The 19,670-nt window shown below is 68.2% G+C and carries 16 protein-coding genes; 8 read left to right on the top strand and 8 right to left on the bottom strand.

Features of this window, described 5'->3' with window-relative positions:
- Window positions 1-885, bottom strand: a complete 885-nt coding sequence (locus KY572_RS25185; protein ID WP_224245505.1) for an MbnP family copper-binding protein — start codon at window positions 883-885, stop codon at window positions 1-3.
- Window positions 886-1,138: 253 nt separating this feature from the next.
- Window positions 1,139-1,804: a LysM peptidoglycan-binding domain-containing protein gene (locus KY572_RS25180; RefSeq protein WP_224245504.1), complete on the bottom strand. Its 666-nt coding sequence runs from the start codon at window positions 1,802-1,804 to the stop codon at window positions 1,139-1,141.
- A 169-nt stretch (window positions 1,805-1,973) separates the two neighbouring features.
- On the opposite strand from KY572_RS25180, the gene KY572_RS25175 reads away from it, so the two are divergent.
- Window positions 1,974-3,620 (top strand): pilus assembly protein, encoded by a 1,647-nt coding sequence (locus KY572_RS25175; RefSeq protein WP_224245503.1) that lies wholly within the window; start codon window positions 1,974-1,976, stop codon window positions 3,618-3,620.
- Between the two features lie 121 nt (window positions 3,621-3,741).
- Complete coding sequence (locus KY572_RS25170; RefSeq protein WP_224245502.1) at window positions 3,742-4,632, top strand: hypothetical protein; 891 nt, start codon at window positions 3,742-3,744, stop codon at window positions 4,630-4,632.
- A gap of 91 nt (window positions 4,633-4,723) precedes the next feature.
- Here KY572_RS25170 and KY572_RS25165 read toward each other — a convergent pair whose 3' ends face one another.
- Window positions 4,724-5,539, bottom strand: coding sequence for a nucleotidyltransferase domain-containing protein (locus KY572_RS25165; RefSeq protein WP_224245501.1), 816 nt, complete (start codon window positions 5,537-5,539; stop codon window positions 4,724-4,726).
- Window positions 5,540-5,623: 84 nt separating this feature from the next.
- Here KY572_RS25165 and KY572_RS25160 point away from each other — a divergent pair, with 84 nt between their 5' ends.
- From KY572_RS25160 to KY572_RS25150, 3 genes are all read left to right on the top strand, one after another.
- Entirely contained in the window at window positions 5,624-6,616 is a 993-nt protein-coding gene (locus tag KY572_RS25160) for a metal-dependent hydrolase (RefSeq protein ID WP_224245500.1), read from the top strand.
- Window positions 6,617-6,705: 89 nt separating this feature from the next.
- A complete protein-coding gene (locus KY572_RS25155; RefSeq protein WP_224245499.1) occupies window positions 6,706-7,815 on the top strand; it encodes a hypothetical protein in 1,110 nt (369 codons plus the stop codon).
- 13 nt (window positions 7,816-7,828) lie between these two features.
- The gene (locus KY572_RS25150; protein WP_224245498.1) at window positions 7,829-8,536 is read left to right on the top strand and encodes a hypothetical protein; all 708 of its coding nucleotides are present in this window, start codon (window positions 7,829-7,831) and stop codon (window positions 8,534-8,536) included.
- A gap of 19 nt (window positions 8,537-8,555) precedes the next feature.
- Here the strand turns inward: KY572_RS25150 and KY572_RS47355 are convergent, their stop codons facing one another.
- The 4 genes from KY572_RS47355 to KY572_RS25130 all read right to left on the bottom strand — a co-directional run bounded on the left by KY572_RS47355 (window position 8,556) and on the right by KY572_RS25130 (window position 13,406).
- Entirely contained in the window at window positions 8,556-10,292 is a 1,737-nt protein-coding gene (locus tag KY572_RS47355; RefSeq protein ID WP_263451963.1) for an LVIVD repeat-containing protein, read from the bottom strand.
- A 59-nt stretch (window positions 10,293-10,351) separates the two neighbouring features.
- Window positions 10,352-12,799 carry a helicase-related protein gene (locus tag KY572_RS25140; protein ID WP_224245497.1) on the bottom strand — a complete coding sequence of 816 codons (2,448 nt, stop codon included), beginning with the start codon at window positions 12,797-12,799 and terminating at the stop codon, window positions 10,352-10,354.
- Between the two features lie 49 nt (window positions 12,800-12,848).
- Window positions 12,849-13,055, bottom strand: coding sequence for a hypothetical protein (locus KY572_RS25135; protein WP_224245496.1), 207 nt, complete (start codon window positions 13,053-13,055; stop codon window positions 12,849-12,851).
- 99 nt (window positions 13,056-13,154) lie between these two features.
- The gene (locus KY572_RS25130; RefSeq protein ID WP_224245495.1) at window positions 13,155-13,406 is read right to left on the bottom strand and encodes a mersacidin/lichenicidin family type 2 lantibiotic; all 252 of its coding nucleotides are present in this window, start codon (window positions 13,404-13,406) and stop codon (window positions 13,155-13,157) included.
- A 218-nt stretch (window positions 13,407-13,624) separates the two neighbouring features.
- Between KY572_RS25130 and cglD the strand changes: the two genes are divergently transcribed.
- From cglD to KY572_RS25115, 3 genes are all read left to right on the top strand, one after another.
- Window positions 13,625-16,504 carry an adventurous gliding motility lipoprotein CglD gene (gene cglD, locus KY572_RS25125; RefSeq protein ID WP_224245494.1) on the top strand — a complete coding sequence of 960 codons (2,880 nt, stop codon included), beginning with the start codon at window positions 13,625-13,627 and terminating at the stop codon, window positions 16,502-16,504.
- A 204-nt stretch (window positions 16,505-16,708) separates the two neighbouring features.
- Window positions 16,709-17,344, top strand: coding sequence for a hypothetical protein (locus tag KY572_RS25120; protein ID WP_224245493.1), 636 nt, complete (start codon window positions 16,709-16,711; stop codon window positions 17,342-17,344).
- A 52-nt stretch (window positions 17,345-17,396) separates the two neighbouring features.
- Window positions 17,397-17,828 (top strand): hypothetical protein, encoded by a 432-nt coding sequence (locus KY572_RS25115; protein ID WP_224245492.1) that lies wholly within the window; start codon window positions 17,397-17,399, stop codon window positions 17,826-17,828.
- Between the two features lie 41 nt (window positions 17,829-17,869).
- On the opposite strand, the gene KY572_RS25110 is transcribed toward KY572_RS25115, so the two are convergent.
- Window positions 17,870-19,597 carry a DUF3616 domain-containing protein gene (locus tag KY572_RS25110; RefSeq protein WP_224245491.1) on the bottom strand — a complete coding sequence of 576 codons (1,728 nt, stop codon included), beginning with the start codon at window positions 19,595-19,597 and terminating at the stop codon, window positions 17,870-17,872.
- Window positions 19,598-19,670: the final 73 nt, after the last annotated feature.

Genomic DNA, 19,670 nt, shown 5'->3' with positions numbered 1-19,670 from the left:
CTATTCCGCCCGGATGAAGGACTGAGGGGCCGGCGCGGGCGCCGCGCTGTTCAGGGAGAGTCCCAGCCGGTGGAAGATGGGAGTGCAGTCCGGATCCTGCTTCTGCGACATGCACCCGATCGAGGTGTTGCTCACCTCCGAGTTGGCATCCAGGTTGGTGTCGGCGAAGAGCGAGGCCACGTCCAGGACGACCTTGCCCGTGTCGGGCTCGAACGCATCCAGGGCAATCTCGGGACGGTTGGGGAAGGCGCACCCGGCGGAGCCCGTGGTCTGTCCAGGAGGCGGGCCCTCGCAGTCGATGCTGCCCAGGTGCATGAAGTGGCCGGCCTTCAGGCCGGTGGTGCGACCATCCACGCGAAGGAAGACATAGCCGGTGCGCCAGCCCCAGAAGAGCGTGGGATCATTGAAGGGCGCCGGCGCGGTGGAGACATCCTGGTGGTTGAGCGAGGCAGGCAGCCCCAGCCGGAAGCGCAGCCCCCGGTAGTTCCCCGCGGGCACGGTGCCAACGACGCGCGTGCGAGTCTTCGCCGTGCCATTGGTGCACGAACCGGTCTTGTTCTCGAAGTCGAGGAGGGCGGCGCCCTCGGCCTGCCACTCGCCGTCATTCGTCAGGGTGACGGGCACCTCCTCTCCACCGTCCGAGACGAGCCGGACGTCGTGGAGGTACATGCGGAAATCGAGAGGCTCGTATGTCGTCCCCGTCGTGCCCAGCCCCGTGTAGCGCTGTCCGCAAGCGAACGGTTGGCCGCCGACGCGCACCTCGAAGGGGATGCTGACCTCGCGAGGAGGCGTCTCGGGGGGCGGACTCTCCTCGTCGCCGCAGCCGGTGGCACCGAGGAAGAAGAAGGACAGGAGGAGAGTTGATCGAGCAAGAGACAACGCCATGTCAGGCTCCTGGGGGATGAGGAGCCGTGGACATAATGACGCACGCGCGCCATTGCACCCGCATGGATGTCATTCCAATGGCACTACTCGAATGCCAGGAAGACATAAAAACGTCATGTCTTGCCTCGTGACACGCGCGTGACGCTCGAGTGCCCTGAGCCGAGAGCGCACGCTTCAGGCATCGAGGCGCGGACACGACAACGCCCCCGGTCGACGACCCCGGGGGCGCAGGTGCTCCGCAACGAGGCGGAAACTACATGGTCGGCATGAAGATCTTCAGGCCGCTGCGGCCGCTGGCTCCGAGCGTGTTGCGCTCGATGAAGTCACTCACGGACGACTTGCCGTCACCGGTGGTGATGGCGGTGTGGCCATAGATGCTGCCCAGGCGCGACGGGGTCTTCTCCCAGGTGAGGACGAGGCCGGGGATCTTCAGCGCCTCCGCGAGCGACATGTTCACCTGCTTGAACTTGTCGCGCGGCAGGTTGTTGTCGATCTGGTTGCCGTTGCCCCAGACCTTGAAGCCGAAGGCGTTCTGGATGGCCCGGCTCACGCCGGTGGCGCACAGGCCCTGGCTGTTGTAGCCGCCCATGCCCAGCGCGGCCTTGCGGCCCGCCTCCGCCAGCTTGCGCATCGCGGGCGTCGCATTGCCCGGGGCCGCGGCGCCGCCGGTGCCCTTCGTGCCGCCTGTGCCCTTCGAGCCGCCGGTGCCCTTCGAACCGCCAGTGCCCTTCGAACCGCCAGTGCCCTTGGGGCCCTCGAAGCTGTCACCGCCGGCGCCCGGAACGCGCAGGGTCTTGCCAGCGATGATGAGGTTGGGGTTGGCGATCTTGTTGGCGCGAGCGAGCGCCGAGACGGTGGTCTTGAAGCGGGTGGCCAGGGCAGAGAGGGTGTCGCCCCGACGGATGCGGTAGTTGGCCATGTGTATCTCCTGGCCTGATTATCGAATCAGCCCCTGAGGAGTTGCGCCGGAATTTCTCAGGCTCTTGGAATCGCATGGAATCCCTGTTCCAGACCGGGGTATCCTGAGTAAAATCGGGCATATAGGAACACCGGGCCTTTGAGTTCCAAGGACTTCCCCAGGAGAAACCATGACATCGAAGGTCCTGCGCGGCGCTCTCGCCAGCCTGCTGCTGCTCCTCTGCGCCTGCTCCAACTTCGATCAGGAGGTGGACGCGTTCTGCCGACGCAACCCGGATCGCTGTGGCGAGGCGCCGGATGCCGGGCCCTCTCCTGACGCGGGAGTCGAGGACGCGGGAGTGCCGGACTCAGGGCTGCCGGACTCGGGGGTGCCGGACGCGGGAGACCCCGACGCGGGAGTTCCGGACGGGGGGACTCCCGACGGGGGTCCCCTCAACACGTGCGTGCCTGGCAACACCCCTCCCTCCCTCACCGGAAGCACCCACCTCCACATCCTCTTCGATACGTCGGGCTCCATGCGGGAGCTGCCGCAGATCAGCAACAGCGAGCACAGCTCCTTCTTCAACATCACCGCCGACGGCTGCGTCAACCCACGCCTCGACGCGTTCTCGACCAGCCGAGGCTGGGATCCGAGCTTTCGCTATCCCCTCCCGGATCCAGGCACCGGACTCGGCTCGGACAACGGCTTCCCCAACCTGTTCCAGGACGACAAGTTCTACGCGTACATGTACTGGAACGACAGCAGCGAGCCGGCCTTCCAGTGGACCACGAAAGAGCAGGCCTGCCAGTCGCAGGTACCCAGCTGGGACACCACCAACGCCCCGACCTACAACCAGTGCCTCCAGTGCCTGGGCACCAAGGGTTACTGGAAGCTGCCAGGCGCCACTGGGCGCGACACCCCGCCCCTGAGCAACCTGGACTTCATCTTCTGGGGTCGCTTCCTCAACTTCAACCCGCCCAAGTACGTCACCGCGAAGGCCGTGCTCAAGTCCATCATCAAGGATCTGAGCAAGGTGCGCGTGGGCATCACCCACTTCTCGAACAGCAGCCCCTACAGCACGGTGCTCCAGCGCCAGAACCCCTCGTGCCAGCAGCACGCCGCGGACGCCAGCGCCTTCGACGCCTACCGCGCCAGCTACATCAACTCCATCAACGGCCTGCAGTTCACCACGGGCACGCCGCTGGGCCGGTCGCTGCTCAACATCGGCTACTACTTCACCTCGGACGACAGCATCTACCAGACGCGGTTCAACTTCGGCTCGAGCTACACCTACCCGCCCGAGTTCAAGAACAGCCCGCTCGACACGCAGGGCCGCAGCATCTGCTGGAGCTGCCAGGCCCCCACGGTCATCATCATCACCGACGGTGAGCCCAGCAGCGACAGCTTCACCTCCGCGCAGGCGGCCCAGCTGCGCACGGTGAATGGTGGCCCCGTGTACTGTCCGGACTCCGCGCCGTGCACCTCGGGTACCAGCGCCTCCAGCCGAGACAAGGGCACCAGCGAAACCAGCTTCACCGACGACAACCCCAACTACTACCTGGATGACGTGGCCAAGATGCTCTACGAGCAGGACCTGCAGGAGAGCGCACCTCCCCAGGTCGGTGACTTCGACACCACCGGCAAGCAGAACGTCATCACCTATACGGTGGGCTTCGGCATCAACAGCAACCTGCTGAAGCACACCGCCCAGGTAGGCGGCGGCATGTATTACACAGCCGACGACTCCAACAGCCTGAGACAGGCCCTGCTGGACATCATCCAGAGCTCGCGGTCTCGCTCCGTCTTCTCTTCGAGTCCCCAGACCAGTCCCCGGTAGTGGCCTGCCGCCACCGCTGAGGTGATGGCCATTTCCCGGCCATCGCATGCGCCGATCATGGTCATTTTTTCGCTCGAGGCGTGCGTGCTACCCAGGAATGACTCACGAAGGAGCCATTCCCATGCCCACGATCGAAGAGTGCAAGAAGGATCCTTCCATCCTCGACCAGAACAGCGGCTGCTGTGGCTTCGCGGCGACGCTGATGCACCTCTTCGTCACGAAGAGCACGGCACTCAAGGACTTCCTCAACTGTCTCCTCTCCTGCAAGGCATATCCCGGCGTCCCCAAGTCCACGCGCATCACCCTGCGCCTGCTCAAGCGCCAGGATGCGGGCATCCTCGACATCGACGCGCGAGAGGACTGGATGCTCTGCCACGGGCTGATGATGCTCTTCAAGGAGAGCTCGAAGGAGAAGAGCGATGGCGACTGGGCGAAGTGCGAGACCTACTCGCAGCTCTGGAGCTGGGCCCACAGCAATCTCACCACGGACACGGCGCTCTCCCAGCCAGCCACGAAGGTGAAGGAGCTCCTCGCGGCCAATGCCAAGGTGAACGCATCGTTCGCGCAAGGGCTCTCCTACAAGCGCGGCGATCTGGCCTTGCCGTCGGATGTCCTGCCGAACCTGCTCCAGCTCGTCGGCGTGACGGTGGCTGGACAGACCGTCATTCCGACGACCGAGTTCATCCAGGCGCAGAAGCAGACCTCCCTGGCGCAGAAGCAGCGCAACCAGGCGGCACTCACGCGAGAGATCCAGCAGGTACAAAGCGGCGGCTCCACGTCCTCGCGCACCTGGAGCGGGATCATCCTCGGGGTGGGCGACAAGCCCAACGACACGAAGTTCCAGGCCTACAACAACGTGACCCACTGGGTGTACGTGCCAGTCAAGCCCAACAAGCCCCCCGCCTCGGGAGAGTTCAAGGTCTGGTCGTGGGGAAAGGAGTTCGACTTCTGGGACTACTTCGTTGGCCAGGAGGACTACTACCCCGCGGTCGTCGTCAAGCTCGCGATATAGCGGACGCGCAGGTTCGTCCGGCTCTTCTCCATCCTCGTGTGACGCTGGCTGCCCTGTACCAGCCACGGTAGCGTCGGCGCCTCACCACGCCTCAATCCCCGGTTCCCGCCCGCTCGAGGAGGGCCCGCAGACTGCCGGACAGGTCGCGCAGGCGGCGCAGCGCGCGCTCGTGCTCGCCGTCACCGATGGCCTTCCAGATCTCGTCCTGCGCCTGCACCAGGCCCACGATCGTGATCGGGTAGGTCGCGGCCTCGGGGACGGCTCCCTTCTCGTTGATCAGGTAACGGCCATTCAGGGCGAACAGCACCTGGGCCAGGCAGCACAGCGCCCGGTAGGCGCATCCCGCGATGTGGGTGCGCTCGCCACGCCGGGCCGCAAGCTCGGCATTGTCGATGGCGAAGTCCACCTCCCAGCCAAAGCGGGCGACCAGCGCGTCCTTCAAAGCCTTCGGATACGGCCACGTCTCGCCCTTCAGCGCGGCAATGAGGCCAGCCGGATCGAACAGCGGCCGGCACGTGGCGACCTCCCCCATCCAGATGGCCGAGCAGAAGCCGTGAGGGTGCCCCACCTGGTAGTTCATCGTGAAGCGGCCCTGCCGCGCCTCGGCGATGACGGCACGCACACGGCCGAGGTCGCGGTAGAGAAGGTCGACCTTGGCGCCGTCGATGCGGAGCCAGCCGCCACCGTTGATCCACGGACCCCACTCGCCGATCCGGGTCACCGTCGCGGAGGGATCGTCGACCAGCGGGACGATGGCCGAGCGCAGCGCCTCGACGTCGATGGGGGCCTCCGGCTCATAGTAGAGGCCGATGTCGTAGTCGGACGCGGGGCCCGCCGTTCCCCGTCCACGAGAGCCCCCGAGGACGATGGCCGACAGGCCGCTCACGGGCCGGAGCGCATCGACCACACGGACAAGGACTGAATCCTCCATCCGATCATCATGGCACCCGGCGGCACCGGCCGGAACGTCTGCTATGGAGGGAGTGCTCTCATGGACAACCTCACGCACGGACTGCTGGGACTCGCCATCGGCGCGCTGCGCCGACCTGATGCCGTGGGAGGACCGCTGTCCGCCACGGACAAGGCCGTGCTGCTCGGGTGCGCGCTAGCCGCCGAGCTGCCGGACCTGGACAACCTGCTGCCCGCGGAGAACTCCGTCGTCCATGCGCTGCAGGCGCACCGGGGGCTCTCGCACGCGCTGGTGTTCACCCCAGTGATTGCCCTGGCCGCCACCGCCGTGGCGCGGCTCGTCTTCCGCACGGCGCGCACCGGGCCTGTCTTCCTCTACAGCCTGCTCTCCGTCCACCTCGCGCACCTGCTGGCGGACCTGTGGACGGGCTGGGGCACCCGCGTGCTGCTACCCTTCTCGGACCGGCGCTGGACGCTGGACTGGACGATGGTCGTGGATCCGTGGGTGACGCTGCCGCTGCTCGCGGGGGCTGTCTGGGCCTGGCGCCGCAAGGCCCTGTGGCGACGGGCGCTGCTCGTGGGGGCGGCGCTCTCGGTGGCCTACCTGGGCCTGCGCATCACACTCCAGGGAGTGCTGAGCCAGCGCGTGCGGGCGGCCTCTCCAGGCGCGGAGCGGGTGCAGGTATTCCCCGCCTGGCTGTCGGTCACCACCTGGCGCTACGTGACCGTGCTCCCGGGAGAATACAGGGTCGGCACTATCTCCCTGGGCAGCGGTCCCCAGGAGGAGCGGCAGTGGCCTCGACCCTCGCCCGACGCGCTACCGGAGCGCCTGAGGAACCTCCCCACCGCACGCGAGGCGCTCGCCTGGGCGCGCTTTCCCCTCGTGTCCACGGCTCCACGGCAGGACGGGGGCTCCGAGCTCCGCATCAGTGACTTGCGGTACCACCTGCACGGCGAGCCGACGCTTCAGTTCGTCCTGGAGCTCAGCCCGGAGGGAGTGCTGCGCGAGGCGCGCCTGGAGCGGGGAGGCAGCGCCGGGGAGCTGCTGCGACGCTGGCGGACCCGAGGCCGTTGACCCGGCCGGGCCCGAGCGCGAGCTGAACCTGACGGAGGTGGGGCGGGCGTGACATCATGCCGCCCGGGAAGCTCTCTCGAAGGGATGCCATGCGCCTCTGTCGGGTCGTGCTGCTGCTCCTGGTGCCGGTCCAAGCCGCGCTCGCGCAAGCCGAGGTGCCACCTCCCGCCGGGACGCCTGCACCCGCCGAGGTTCCCACTCCCGCGCAGGCTCCTTCTTCAGACGTGACGGCGCCTCCCCTGGTTGGTGCCGACGTCAAGCCAGCGCCGCCGCCTCCCGGCACCCAGGAGAACCAGCCGCTCGTGCTCGACAAGGGAGACGCGCTGATCGTCCACATGAGCGAAGGACGGAGCTACTCCGGCAGGCTCCTGAGCCTGATGCCGGGAGAGCTCTCGCTGGAGCTCCGGACCCGGCAGGTGGTGAACCTGCCGCTGGCGGACGTGGAGAAGCTGGACCTGGAGAAGCGCTGGCTGCTGAAGGGAGGGCTGATCGGTGGAGGCGTCGGAGGGGTGGTCGGAGGGCTCCTCGTGGGCTCCTTCTGCCTCCTGGCGTCGACGGAAGGGTCTGTCGACGTCGCGGGCTGCGCGGGCACCGGAGCCCTGGTGGTGGGCGCGCTCGGAGCGGGACTCGGCCTGGTGGCGGGACTGGCGAACATCCACTGGGCCACCGTGTACGAGAGGAAGCAGGGGCCCTTGTCCCTCACGCTCGAGGACCCCGATGTGCTCAGCCGCTGGTTCGCCAACGTGGGCCATCGGGCGGAGTTCGGGCTGCTGCTCGGCCCCGCGCTGGAGCTCGGCAGGCCTCGAATGACGGTCGGCTTTGGAGGCCGGGCCCACCTGTTCCTGCTGCTCGGCCGCCACCTCGCGCTCGGCCCGGAGCTTGCCCTGTACAATGACGTGGGCGACGAGGACAGCGGGTCGCGCCACACGGATCGCAAGCTCGTTCAGCTCGGCGGCCTGCTGCGCGGCTCCCTCCAGCTGGGCCGGGCGAGCACCTCGCTGCTGGTGGGGCTGGGACTGCACGAGAACCGGTCCAGTCACTTCGGGGGCTCGGTGGGTGCGGACGTGGAGGTGAGCCCGTGGGAGCGCGCCCCTCCGCTCGCCCTCGAGGTGCGCTACCTCTACCAGCTCGATGACAACGGGTCCGAGCCCCAGCAGCAGTTCCTCACCTTCGGGCTGGGCACCCGCTTCCGATGGTGACTTCATTCCGCTCATGACACGCTCACTCCTCCTGATTCCGGTCCTCCTCTGCGCCGTGCTCCCGTGCGTGGCGCGCGCGCAGCTGCCAGGCGATGCTCCTCGCAACGAGCCGCTCGCGACCCCTCCCCTCGTCACTGCCCCGCCGGAGCCCCAGGACAGTCCTCCTGAAGCGCCTCAGCCCGAGCCGCGGCGTGATGGCTGGCATCCGGTGGCGCGGGTGGCGCTGGAGACGGTGGGAGGCACCGCGGGAGAGCTGGGCGGGCTCATCGCCTCGCTTCCGCTCAGCATCCCAGCCCAGGCGAGCATCATCTGCGTCCTCTCGGACAACAACGGCGACTGCGATCCAGGGCCGACGACGCGGGGCTACATCCTGATGATGCTCACCCTCACCGCGGGCGAGACGCTGGGCGTCTACGGCGCCGGTGCGCTGGCGGGCGGCGAGGGGCGGCTCCTTCCGACGATTGGCGGAAGTGCCCTGGGAACAGGGGCGGCCCTGGCACTCTTCTCCGTCGCCCAGGATGACGAGTCCGTCCCGGGGATGGTGGCCGCCGCGGTGCTGCCCACCCTGGGCGCCGTCCTGGGCTACGAGCTGTCCGCCGCCTTCTCCAGCCGGGGGGAGCGAGTGGAACCCTCCTCCTCGCGCGCGAGCCTCCGGCTCATGCCCATGATGGGGCAGAGCCGGGAGGGAGTGCCCATGGCGGGGCTGATCGGACGGTTCTGAGCCCGAGACGCCGAGAGCCTCAGGGCTCGCGGTAGATGAGCAGCCCGCGCGTCATGTCCACCACGTAGACGTAGCCATCCCCGGGCACCCGGATGCCGATGGCGCCGACGAAGAGGCCCTCGCCGCGGCCAGGGTCCGAGTCCCGGAAGGTGTTGGCGTAGGCAATCTGCCGTGGCTGGGTGGGGTTGGACACATCCAGCACGCGCAGGCCCTCGGCATACCAGGCCACGTACAGCCGCTTGCCCACCAGCACCATGTTGTGGATGGACGTCTGTGGCCGCATGGCGAACTCGCCGATCTTCACGATGTGGGCCGGATCGGTGACGTCCAGCACGCGCAGGTGGGCGTTGGTGTTCTCGCCGCCCTCGAAGGCGATGGTGCGGCCCGCGAAGGTGCCCACCGCGTTGGCGTGGGTGGGGTTGAAGGGCTGCACGTCATACGTGTACGAGCCGAGCGGCAGGGGGTTGAACCCGTCCGTCACGTCCACCACGTAGTACCCCTGGCCCATCTGGTTGATGTAGAGCCGGTTCTGGTACGCGAACGCGTCGTGCGGGTAGCCGAAGCCGTTGCCGTCCGCGGGCACGGTGTAGCGGGTGAGCAGCACCGGATCCAACGGGTTGCTCACGTCGAAGATGAGCACCTGGTTGGCGCCCGAGGCCTGGGCATACATCCGGTTCCCATCGACGTAGATGGTGTGCACGTCGAAGGCGTCACCTGGGACGCCGCGCACCAGCTGCGGATCGGCGGGGTTGGAGATGTCGTAGACGAGCACGCCGTGCTTCGCGCTGCCCACATAGAGGGCATCTCCCTTGGCCCAGACGGAGTTCCAGTAGTTGTCGCCCGACAGCGTCACCACCTTCTTCACGACGGGATGGGCCTTGTCGCTCACATCGATGACGGTGAGCCCGCCCTCGGTGGCAGGGCCATGGTCCGAGGACACGACGTAGGCGTGGCCCTTGGTGACGTAGATGTCCATGGGCGTGCCCAGCGCCACCTTCTGCTCCGAGACGAACTGGATGCCCGACATCTCTGGCTCGCTGAGCCGCTGGGTGCGCACGGCATCGAAGCTGCCGAACGAGCGCCGCTGCCCACCGTTGGTGCACGTCTGGTAGCAGCCCGTGAGGTGCTCCGCGCTCTGGGCCTCGCAGCCCGCGAAGGCGTAGAGCTGGGTGCCTCCATCCGTGAGGGTGCGCAGGCTGGTCAGGTACAGGGTCTGGCTGTCCACCTGCTTCTGGACGAGGGGGTAGCCGTGGGCTGTCTCCACGCCACCGCTGGTGGAGATCTGGAAGCCACTGGAGAGGAAGCCACTCACGAGCGTGGCCCCGTTGGGACGCTCCCGCACGGAGTAGATGCCGTCCGGCGAGATCTGGGAGAGCGTGCCGCGGTTGCAGGGAGACAGGTCGAACGACTGTGGGCTGCCACAGGGGACGGCCACCCCCGCATCATCCATGAGGATTCGAGTACAGGAGGCCAGGGGGCCAGTGTCGATGTTGTCCCCTCGCTCCTCGAGCGGGACGTACGTGCCATCCCACTCATAGCCGGCGTCCGGCGTCCCTGAATCGGGGATGCCCGAGTCCGGCGTCCCTGAATCGGGAGTGCCCGAGTCCGGAGTCCCAGCATCGGGAGTCCCAGCGTCCGGAGACTCGACGTCCGGGTTGCCCGCATCGGGCGTGGGGTCCGGGGTGCCGTCATCGCACCCCAGCCCGCAGACAGCGATCATCCAAACCGTCAGGGCGCAGCGGATCAGGTTCTTCATGGTATGAGGACCTCGGAGCTCCATGCTACACGGGAGCGCGCTGCGAGGCCCGTCCACCTTCAATCGGGCCTCGGCCCTCCCCCTTCGCCGCTCCTCCGCGGCTTCGGATGGGAGCTGGCGTGCCCCGGTTGCCCATGGGCTCCACTCTTGTCGGGAGTGGCCCCTGGCGCCTTCCCTCCCCGCCTTCGCCGCCGCCTCCGCTTCAGGGGAGCGCCCTCGGGCCGTCCCCCGAGCTCCCGCAGGATCCGTCCGCGAACACCGCCCTCCAGACGCAGCTGCTGCATGAGCGTGTGCACCTGGCCGGCGCCGCCCTGCCCCTGGCGCAGCGCCTCGCTGAGCCGCTCGACGATGTCGATCCGCAGCGCCACCGGCCCCAGCACCTCATAGCCGAAGGCGCGCGCATCCCATCTGCCCAGCTCCGAGGCTTCGAGGACCGGCTCTCGCGGAACGCCCTTGGGCGGGAGACTCTGGTGGAACAGCGCCGTCAGCATGCAGCGCCGCTCGAGCGCCTGCGGCGCGAGCGCGTCGACGACATAGAGGAAGCGCTGTCCCTCGCGGACGCCCTGCGCCCTCAAGCGCTCGCGGGACTCCTCGTCCAGGAGCCGCCACTGCTCGTGCGCCTCGCCTCGGGAGGTCACCCCCAGCCCCTCGGCCAGACGGTAGGCAATGCCCCGCGTCGCCGCGGAGCGCCCTGCTCCCGCGAGGGCCTCGGCGGGAAAGCCTCCCATCGCCTCGGTGACGAGATCCCGCGCCAGCGCCACCAGACGGCGCTCGAGCCGCTGCCGCGCGCCTCCGGTCCAGACCTCGGGCTCCGCCAGCGCGATCTGCGGCGAGCGGCGGTCCTTCCCACGCACCAGCCGGGCCAGCGGCTGCCCTTCGAACGAGATGCTCCCCGAGGTGTCCACCTCGAAGGCCTCGTGCGTCGCGTCGACCACCCGCTGGACGAACTGCTCCTCGGTCATCGTGGAGCCGTCGCCCGGCACCTCTCCCAGCAGGAGCCCCAGGCGGGCGAAGGGGCTGTCCGGGGCGACGGGAGGCTGCGCGGCGGCTCTCACGAAGCGGCGTGCGCTCCTCCGGGCGGCCCGCTGCACGAAGCGCTCCACGAGCCGCTCGTGAAGGGCATCGCCCAGCGCGTCTTCGATGCGGCGGGTGCGCTCCTGCCAGTGCTCGGCGTCGTGCAGCCAGCTCGAGCGATGACTGATGTACGTCCAGATGCGGATGGCGGCCAGCCGGTCCATCAGCGTGTGGATGTCTCCGGAGATGTCATCGAGCGGCGACACCTGCCGGGTCAGCCAGGACGGCTCCAGCATCCCGTCACCCGCAGTGAGCTGGAGGAACGTCTCACGCAGCAGCGCGACGTGCTGACCGAAGAGCCCCTTGCGGAAGTCCGGGATCTGGCAGACCTGCCACAGCAGCTCGACCATGGCCCGGTCGGTGCTGAGCTCTCGGATGGCCGGAACGCGCGAGAGCTCCTTGAGCGCGTCGAAGTCATCCGCGCGCTCCACCCGGACGAAGGCGTTGTGGCGCGGAGCGCGCGACAGCGAGTCCAGCAGGGCCTCCGGGCTCGAGAAGTCGAGCGAGGAGTTGCGCCAGATGAGACTCCGGACGGCCGGGAACCGGTGTGACTCGATGGCGGAGATCACCCGCGGAGGCAGCTCGGGGAGCGTGTTCAGGATTCCGAAGCTCCCGTCATTCAGGTGGCGCCCCGCGCGGCCCGCGATCTGCGCCAGCTCGTCCGGAAAGAGCTCCCGCTGCTCGGCGCCGTCGAACTTGGAGAGCGCCGCGAAGGCCACGTGGTGGAGATCGAGGTTGAGCCCCATGCCGATGGCATCGGTGGCCACGAGGTACTGAACCTCTCCGGCCTGGTACATCGCCACCTGGGCATTGCGCGTCCTCGGAGAGAGCGCGCCCAGCACCACGGCCACTCCACCCCGGAGTCGGCGCAGCGACTCGGCCAGCTCGTACACGCGGTCCGCGGAGAACGCGACCACGGCGGAGCGAGGCGGCAGGCTCTTCAGGGAGCGCGTCCCGGAGTAGCGAAGCTGGGACAGCCGGGTGGCGCGCTTCAACGAGGCCTGGGGGATGAGCGCCTGGACCATCGGCCGCATCGTGTCCGCGCCGAGGAACCAGGTCTCCCGAAGCCCCCGCGCATGGAGCAGTCGATCGGTGAAGACGTGCCCGCGCTCGCGGTGGGCGGCGAGCTGGATCTCATCCACGGCGAGGAAGTCGACCGCTCGATCGGTCGGCATCGCCTCGACCGTGCAGATCCAGTAGTCGGGACGGGGCGGCAGGCGCTTCTCCTCCCCCGTCATCAAGGCCACCCGGCCCTCGCCCACCCGAGCGGTCACCCGGTCGTAGACTTCGCGAGCGAGCAGGCGAAGCGGCAGACCGATCATGCCCGTGTCGTACTCGAGCATGCGCTCGATGGCACGGTGGGTCTTCCCCGTGTTCGTGGGCCCCAGCTCCGCCACGACGACGGACGAGCGGCTGGATGGGCTGGCGTTCATTGGCGAAGTGTAACCCCGGGCAGCGCCCTCTGCCCTGGGGGATCGCCCCTCACAGCCCCAGCGCTTCGAGCAGTCGGGACGTCAACACCCGGTGGGGATCGACTCGCTGCTTCAAGGCCCCCACGGCCTCGATGAACGGCGCGTGCTTCAGCGTGAGCACCTGGAAGTGGCGTGCGATGCTCGGGAGCCGATTGGCGATGGCTTGCGCCACGATGTTGCGCCGCGTGGCGTTGTCGGTCAGCGGCAGCGGCCCCACCTGGAACAGCTCTCCGGCGAGCCCGGGGGCCGCGGCGCTCCCCTGATGGAGTCATTGCTCCCAGGGAGCGCCCACGTCCAGAACGATCTGAGCGAAGGCTCAGCTCTCCAGGTCGCGGCAGGCCACCGAGAACGTGGGGCACTGCACGTAGGTCAAGAAACAGCAGATGGCCGGATCGGTGTGTCTCAGCTTCACACTCTCCCCACCTGTGACGTCCTCCAACTCCGAGTCATCGAGCTCCGTGAGAGGTCGGCCGGAGGGATTGTCCGGAAGGACGGCTCGCTGTTCGAGCGACAGGCGGGCCCGGTACTCCGGATCCTTCCAGGCCTGGACGATCATTCTGTTGTTCATGGGGCGCTCCTGGGGGCCGAAAGAAGGAAGTGGCCCCACCAGAAGGAGTCCCCACGGGCAGGCTTGTGACGTGAAGCTCCACCAGCGGAGGGGTAGGAGTGGCCTGACTGGGTCCACTGGGTGGCGCATGTCACCATATGACCATATCGTTCATGGCCCGCGGCGCTCGAGCGCTGGCTCTGAGCACGCAAATACTTCCGACGTGGAGGCGCATGGCGATGAACGTCCAACGACTGCTTTACACCGCACTGCTCGGGTCGGTCCTCGCGACCGCGGCAGCGTGCGGAGAGCACCTGCCGCCTTATCCTCACCTGCCAGACGCGGGCACCACGGATGGTGGCCCCACGAACCCTGGTCCCTCCGATGGTGGCACGACGGACGGCGGCACGACGGACGGCGGCACCACCGATGGCGGAACCCCGAACCCTGGCCCCACGGATGGCGGCACCCCGGATGCCGGCCCCTGGGACGCTGGCATGCCGGATGGAGGCTCCGATCCGAGCGATCCGAACAACGCGACGAAGGACACGGACTGTGACGGCCTGAGCGACAAGGTGGAGTTCGAGACGAACCGAGGCGACGGCAGGAAGACGAACCCCAACCTGGCGGACACGGATCAGGATGGGCTGCCGGACGGGCTCGAGCTGAGCGTCGACACCCCCGTGCCCGGCACCACGTGCACCCTGCTGCAGGACGACAGCGTGCTCATGAACACGGATCCCACCCGGCCGGACACGGACGGCGACGGCCTGCTGGACGGCGTGGAGGACGCGAGCCGCAACGGCAAGGTGGATGAGGGCGAGACGAATCCCCTGCTCCTGGACTCGGACTGCGACGGCCTCATCGACGGGCCCACGGTGAGCACCACGCGGGGCGAGGACCAGAACGCCAACGGCCTCAAGGACATCACCGAGACCGACCCGCGCCTCCCGGACACCGACGGAGATGGCATCCTGGATGGTGTCGAGCTGGGCGTCATCATCAACCCGGATCCCGTCACCTGCACCCAGTTCATCCCGGACGTCGCCCCCGACACGACCACCGATCCGACCGACTCGGACTCCGACGGTGACGGCGTGAGCGATGGCGCCGAGGACTCCAACCAGAACGGCGGTGTGGACGACGGAGAGCTGGACCCCACCGACGAGGGGGATTCCACTGGCCCCGTGGGACAGGTGTGCGCCGGCGCCAACCTGCGCCCGGTGATGTTCAAGGCGGAGAGCGGCGCGGACATCAAGCTCGCGCTGCCGCCCTCGTTCGCCGAGGTCACCCCGATCCAGCTGGGCAGCGACGTCCGGGGCATGATCGGCTACGACCCGGACAACAAGGTGGCCTTCCTCGTCTACCGTCAGCCCGCGCCCGTAGGGGCCAGCGACGCGCTCGGCGACGAGGAGGCGCTGAGACCGGCCATCGCGAGCAGGGGCGCGCTGTCGAACCGGACCGCCCAGCGCTTCAAGACGTGGGATGGCCATGACGCCGTCGAGGCCTTCTATGACCAGGCGGGCGCGACCACGGACCTCAAGCGTCGGACCGACGAGCTCGTGAATGCGCTGCTGCCCGGGAGCACGGGCCGCCTGAGCTCCGCCGCGTCGGGCATCACCGGCGACTTCCGGCTGCAGACGCTCTTCGTCCACCGCTCGGCGCAGAGCCTCGTGGTGCTCGTGGCGGTGACGAACCTGGCGGCGGTCACGGGCCCGAACCGGAACTCGGTGGCGGCCTTCTCCGCGAGGGATCTGTCGGATGGAGCCGCGCTGGCGCAGTTCGGCGAGCCCACGCTCACCCAGTGCGAGCGCTTCCAGGTCGCGTCGCCGACGTCCTCGCCGAAGGTGGACTTCCTCTTCGTGGTGGACGACAGCGGCTCGATGGCAGCGTCCCAGGGCGCGCTGGCCACGACCGCGCAGGCCGTGGTCGATGCGCTCAACGCCTCGGTGCTGGACTGGCGCATGGCGATGGTCACCTCCAGCTACCACGTCGCGACGTACGCCAACACGGGCAGGCTGCGGCCGTTCACCCGCAACGTGAACAAGGTGAAGGCGTGGCTCACCGAAGGTAGCACCTGCACCGCGGGCGTCTGCACCAACGTCCCCACGTTCCCCGAGGCCGCCACCTGCCCTGGAGATGCCACGCAAGGCTCGTACGGGGGGTGCTGGGTCTCCGTGGGTGGCAGCGGCAGCGAGGGCGTGCTGGGCGCGGCCCGGAAGGCCATCGACGACATCACTCCCGGAACGCCGCCCACGGGGATCGAGTCGCCCACCCAGGCGCGCCAGGATGCCAGCCTCGTGGTGGTCATCCTCGGGGATGCGGATGATCAGACCTCCGGTGCCACCACGACCCTGGTGAACTGCGGCACGGGCGGCACTTCGGACAGGGCGGGCCCTGGCTGCGAGTCCATCCAGAACTTCGTCAACTTCTTCGGCAGCGCTTCCTCCCCCACGACGCCCATCAACAAGACGGGCAAGCGCATCCCCGTGCACGGCATCGTGTGCCCGGCGGGATCCTTCTGTGGCTGCTCTTCGGGCCCCTGCGATTCCAGCAACACGACGCGGGAGTTCAACCCTCAGCCTGGCTCCGGGCCTCAGCGCCACGCGTCCGTGGTCAATGCCACGGGCGGCGTGCTCGGCTCCATCCTCGACGCCAACTCGATCCAGGCCTCCATGGTGGCGATCACGACCGAGACCATCGCCAACGCGGGCTACAAGACGCTCAAGCCGCCGATCGGGGTGTCGATCAAGGTGGCGATGGACGCCGTCAGCGACCCGGCGCTCTGCCTGGCGAGCAACGTCCCGCGCAGCACCGTCAATGGCTTCAACTTCGACGGCAGCGCCCAGACCATCTCGCTGTTCGGAGCGTGCCGGCCGCCTGGCTCGGGCGCGCTGGCCGTCGTGTCCTACCAGTCCTGGCGCAACACGGTGAGCGACCCGAACGGCGGGGTGCCGTGCGAGGACGACCCGAACTACAGCCCCACCGAGCCGGACCACTGCGTCGGCCCGACGCTGGGCTGCAACGCCACGGGTGACCAGTGCGTGTGCAAGCCCAACTGCGGCAACGCCTGCGCCAGCGGTACGCAGTGCAACATGGCGACCTGCTCGTGTCAGTGAGACCGGGCCGGGGTCCATGACGGTGAACGCTTTGGGTAGCGCCTGACCTGTCAGGTAGGGTAGACTGGAGTGGACTGTTCAAGTCACCGACCTGATGAGTGAGGAAAATGCCCTACCCCACACGTGGTCAGGCATTGCGCGAATTCCGGAATTCGTCCTAAGCTAGCATAAGCTTGGATTTCCTCGAATTCCCGGAGTGCGCGCATGCGGCTTCTCCAAGGACTGGCGCTGATGTGCGGGGTGCTGGTGGGGTGCGCCAGTGGTCCGGAAACCATCGGTGAGAGTCCCAACTATGGCCTCCAGGATGGCCAGGTCTGGGTCCGTGGCCCGTGGGAAGTCATCAAGCCCTCGCAGGATCCCGACGAGGTGATCGACCAGCTCTGCCCGGCCGTCATGCAGCTGCCCGGGGCGCAGCTGGGCGACTATGGCCGGGAGTACTGTGGCCTCGTCTACTCGCTGGGTGATGGCATGTACTACGCGAGCCATCCCTCTCCCCTCGGCAGAACCCGCATGGTCGGCCCCACCCGGCATCAGAGCTGCTTCGTGCCCCGACGGGTGGAGGACACCCGTGGCCAGACGGAGCCGCTCGCCGACTACCACGGCCACCCCTGGGCCCCCTCGCCCATGAGCGAGAGCCGAGCGGATCGGCTCGGCGCGACGCAGGTGTTCTCCATCCGCGTCCAGTTCGACAAGGCCTGTCGCCTCCAGAAGCTGATCCCCTACCTGAAAGAGGATCGCCCCGGGGAGCTGTACGAGCGCCGAGGAAAGAGCTGGAAGCTCATCGGCCACATCGAGCCTGCAAACAAAGCCAACGGACGGGTCACCCTTGTCACCGAATGAACCGCTCCGACGCGGCCCGGCGCCTGCGCCCTCGCCGCTCCCGAGGAACTTTATGAAGCGTTCCCTGCTGTTGGTGCTCTGCGCCCTGCTCCCCGCCTGCGCGCTCTTCCGACGCCCACCGCGTCCCGTGCATGCGCCGCCTCAAGAGGTCGCGGCCGCGGGGCTCTCCTTCCCGACGGAGCCGCTCGCGCTGGAAGGGAGCGTGACCGTCACGGGCCCCCTGTTCGTGGCGATGCAGCTGGCCATGGAGGACTTCCTGCCCTGGGATGCCCGACCGCACAAGGGCGCCACGCCGAGCGAGGAGTGCCTCTACAAGCGCGAGTCGTATGACATGATCGCGGCGCCCGGCACCGACGGCGTGGTCTACGTGCAGATCTGGCCACGCCCCGGAACGTGCGAGATGGGCATGGGCCCGATCCTCGACCTCGGCGCCAACTACATCATCGATACGAAGACGTGGCGCATCCTCGCCGTCACGCGTTAGCCACGGCAGGGGGACTGGCACTCCCCCTGCGCCCGGAGCGCTCAGTCCAGATAGACGGTCACGTCACTGAAGTACTGGCTGGAGGCCGACACGTCCTTGCAGCTCGCTCCGCCGATCAGGTGTGAGCCCATGTCGAACAGGATCTGCACGTTCTTCGTCCCGGCTCGAGGGATGATGACCTCGGGAGCGGAGCTCGACGGCGCGGTGAGCTCCATCACCTTCACCGGCGCGCTGCTCACATCGCCGCTCCACTTCCAGAGCGCGAACGGGCCGCTGCTCTCGTCACGCGGGCCACTGAGGATCAACACCGCCTGATGGGCCTCCGACCAGGCCATGCCCCGGATGCCGTACCCGCCCAGGTTCACCAGGATCGCCTGACCGAACCTCGCCTTCGCTCCTCCCAGCACCGCGTCCGGGTTGGTCAGCGTGACCATCAGCGCGCTCGAGCCGGACTGCGGGTTGCGGAAGCCCACCACCAGCCCTCCGGTGGGCAGGGCCGCCAGCCCCTCGATGTTGGTCCCCTTGTCCTTCGGCGCCAGCTCCGCCACCGTGGCCTCGGACAGTCGCGAGCGCTCATTCAGCAGGGAGATGACCGAGGTGTTCGGGTTGATCCAGTTGGACGCATCCAACATGTCCCTCAGCAGGTTCGAGGACGTCCCCACGACCTGGAGCGCCACGGAGGGCACGGTGCCCGACACGTCGATGGCGAAGAACCTGTAGCGGGAGGCCTGCAGCTCCCCGTCCTTGTTCCGCGCGTGCGAGGTCGTCACGTAGATGCGGTTGCCCACCCGCGCGGCATCCTCGAAGTCCGCCTCGTCCGAGGACGAGAGGCCCAGCGCACTGCCCAGGTCCCTGCTCTGCACGGCGGAGGCGCTGGTGCCCTGGGCGAAGATGCGCGCGGTCTGCGACTCGTCGTTGAAGTTCAGGAAGTGGGTGGCGTCGAGCGCCACTCCTCCAGAGCCGTCGCAGGTGCCCTTGTAGGTCCCCGGAGCCGGAACCGGCGGAGTGCCCCCGTCGCCGCCGCCCGTGCCCCCATCCGCGACGGACACGTCCCAGGTCACCGTCAGCTTCGGTCGGGAAGACTTGGTCGAGTATTCACTCGAGCGGAGCTCCAGCCGGTTGTCGTTGTCCTTGTTGGCGATGATGACGCCGTGGTTGCTGGAGGGCGTGCCGACCCACCTCTGCACCGCCTCGACGCCCCTGGCGTTCAGCGTCACGGTGTATGTGCCCGTCGCGGCGGCCCTGATGAACCCCAGCGACGTCGTGCTCCGGTCCCCCGGGCCATCCGCGCCATTGGAGTCCCAGTCGTGACTGCTGTCCGCCTCCTGCCAGGTGACCTGGCTCTCGGTCCAGGAGCGCGTCAGCTCGTAGAAGTCGTAGGTCTGGTCCGCCTTGTCGGACACCGTCACGACGATCGAGGCGGAGCGGACGATCGCGTTCGGCGGGATGCTCGACACGTCCCACCGCAGCAGGATGTAGTTCTCGTTGCCGCTTCCAGCAGGCGTGTCGCCACTCGCGGACAGGCTGGTGGCGCCGCCATGGTTGGCGCTGGGGTGCTCCTCCTCGATCATCGAGTCGCGGGTGCCCGCGTAGCTCGACGAGGGCAGGAGCCCATCCTGGAACGACGTGCTCTGAGCGCCCGCCAACGCCTGCGAGCCGAGCCCGCCCTCGCGCAGGGCGTCACGCTCCTCCCAGGGTTCCTGCCCGCATCCCTGGGCGAGCAGGAAGCCCAACGCCACCATCCCCAGGAGTGAAATCCAACCGCGCATGTCTTCTCCCTCGCGTCTTGAAGCGCGAGGGCACCGCTATCCCGGTCCGAGCCATGCGCGGCGTCACGTTTCG

Source organism: Hyalangium gracile, assembly GCF_020103725.1.
Taxonomy (GTDB): Bacteria; Myxococcota; Myxococcia; order Myxococcales; family Myxococcaceae; genus Hyalangium; species Hyalangium gracile.
This window is presented reverse-complemented; position numbering and strand designations above follow the sequence as displayed.

Excerpts from the sequence above, each read along its gene's own strand:
- KY572_RS25185 (WP_224245505.1), bottom strand. The coding sequence starts at position 885 with ATGGCGTTGTCTCTTGCTCGATCAACTCTCCTCCTGTCCTTCTTCTTC.
- KY572_RS25180 (WP_224245504.1), bottom strand. The coding sequence starts at position 1,804 with ATGGCCAACTACCGCATCCGTCGGGGCGACACCCTCTCTGCCCTGGCC.
- KY572_RS25175 (WP_224245503.1), top strand. The coding sequence starts at position 1,974 with ATGACATCGAAGGTCCTGCGCGGCGCTCTCGCCAGCCTGCTGCTGCTC.
- KY572_RS25170 (WP_224245502.1), top strand. The coding sequence starts at position 3,742 with ATGCCCACGATCGAAGAGTGCAAGAAGGATCCTTCCATCCTCGACCAG.
- KY572_RS25160 (WP_224245500.1), top strand. The coding sequence starts at position 5,624 with ATGGACAACCTCACGCACGGACTGCTGGGACTCGCCATCGGCGCGCTG.
- KY572_RS25155 (WP_224245499.1), top strand. The coding sequence starts at position 6,706 with ATGCGCCTCTGTCGGGTCGTGCTGCTGCTCCTGGTGCCGGTCCAAGCC.
- KY572_RS25150 (WP_224245498.1), top strand. The coding sequence starts at position 7,829 with ATGACACGCTCACTCCTCCTGATTCCGGTCCTCCTCTGCGCCGTGCTC.
- KY572_RS47355 (WP_263451963.1), bottom strand. The coding sequence starts at position 10,292 with ATGAAGAACCTGATCCGCTGCGCCCTGACGGTTTGGATGATCGCTGTC.
- KY572_RS25140 (WP_224245497.1), bottom strand. The coding sequence starts at position 12,799 with ATGAACGCCAGCCCATCCAGCCGCTCGTCCGTCGTCGTGGCGGAGCTG.
- KY572_RS25130 (WP_224245495.1), bottom strand. The coding sequence starts at position 13,406 with ATGAACAACAGAATGATCGTCCAGGCCTGGAAGGATCCGGAGTACCGG.
- cglD (WP_224245494.1), top strand. The coding sequence starts at position 13,625 with ATGAACGTCCAACGACTGCTTTACACCGCACTGCTCGGGTCGGTCCTC.
- KY572_RS25120 (WP_224245493.1), top strand. The coding sequence starts at position 16,709 with ATGCGGCTTCTCCAAGGACTGGCGCTGATGTGCGGGGTGCTGGTGGGG.
- KY572_RS25115 (WP_224245492.1), top strand. The coding sequence starts at position 17,397 with ATGAAGCGTTCCCTGCTGTTGGTGCTCTGCGCCCTGCTCCCCGCCTGC.
- KY572_RS25110 (WP_224245491.1), bottom strand. The coding sequence starts at position 19,597 with ATGCGCGGTTGGATTTCACTCCTGGGGATGGTGGCGTTGGGCTTCCTG.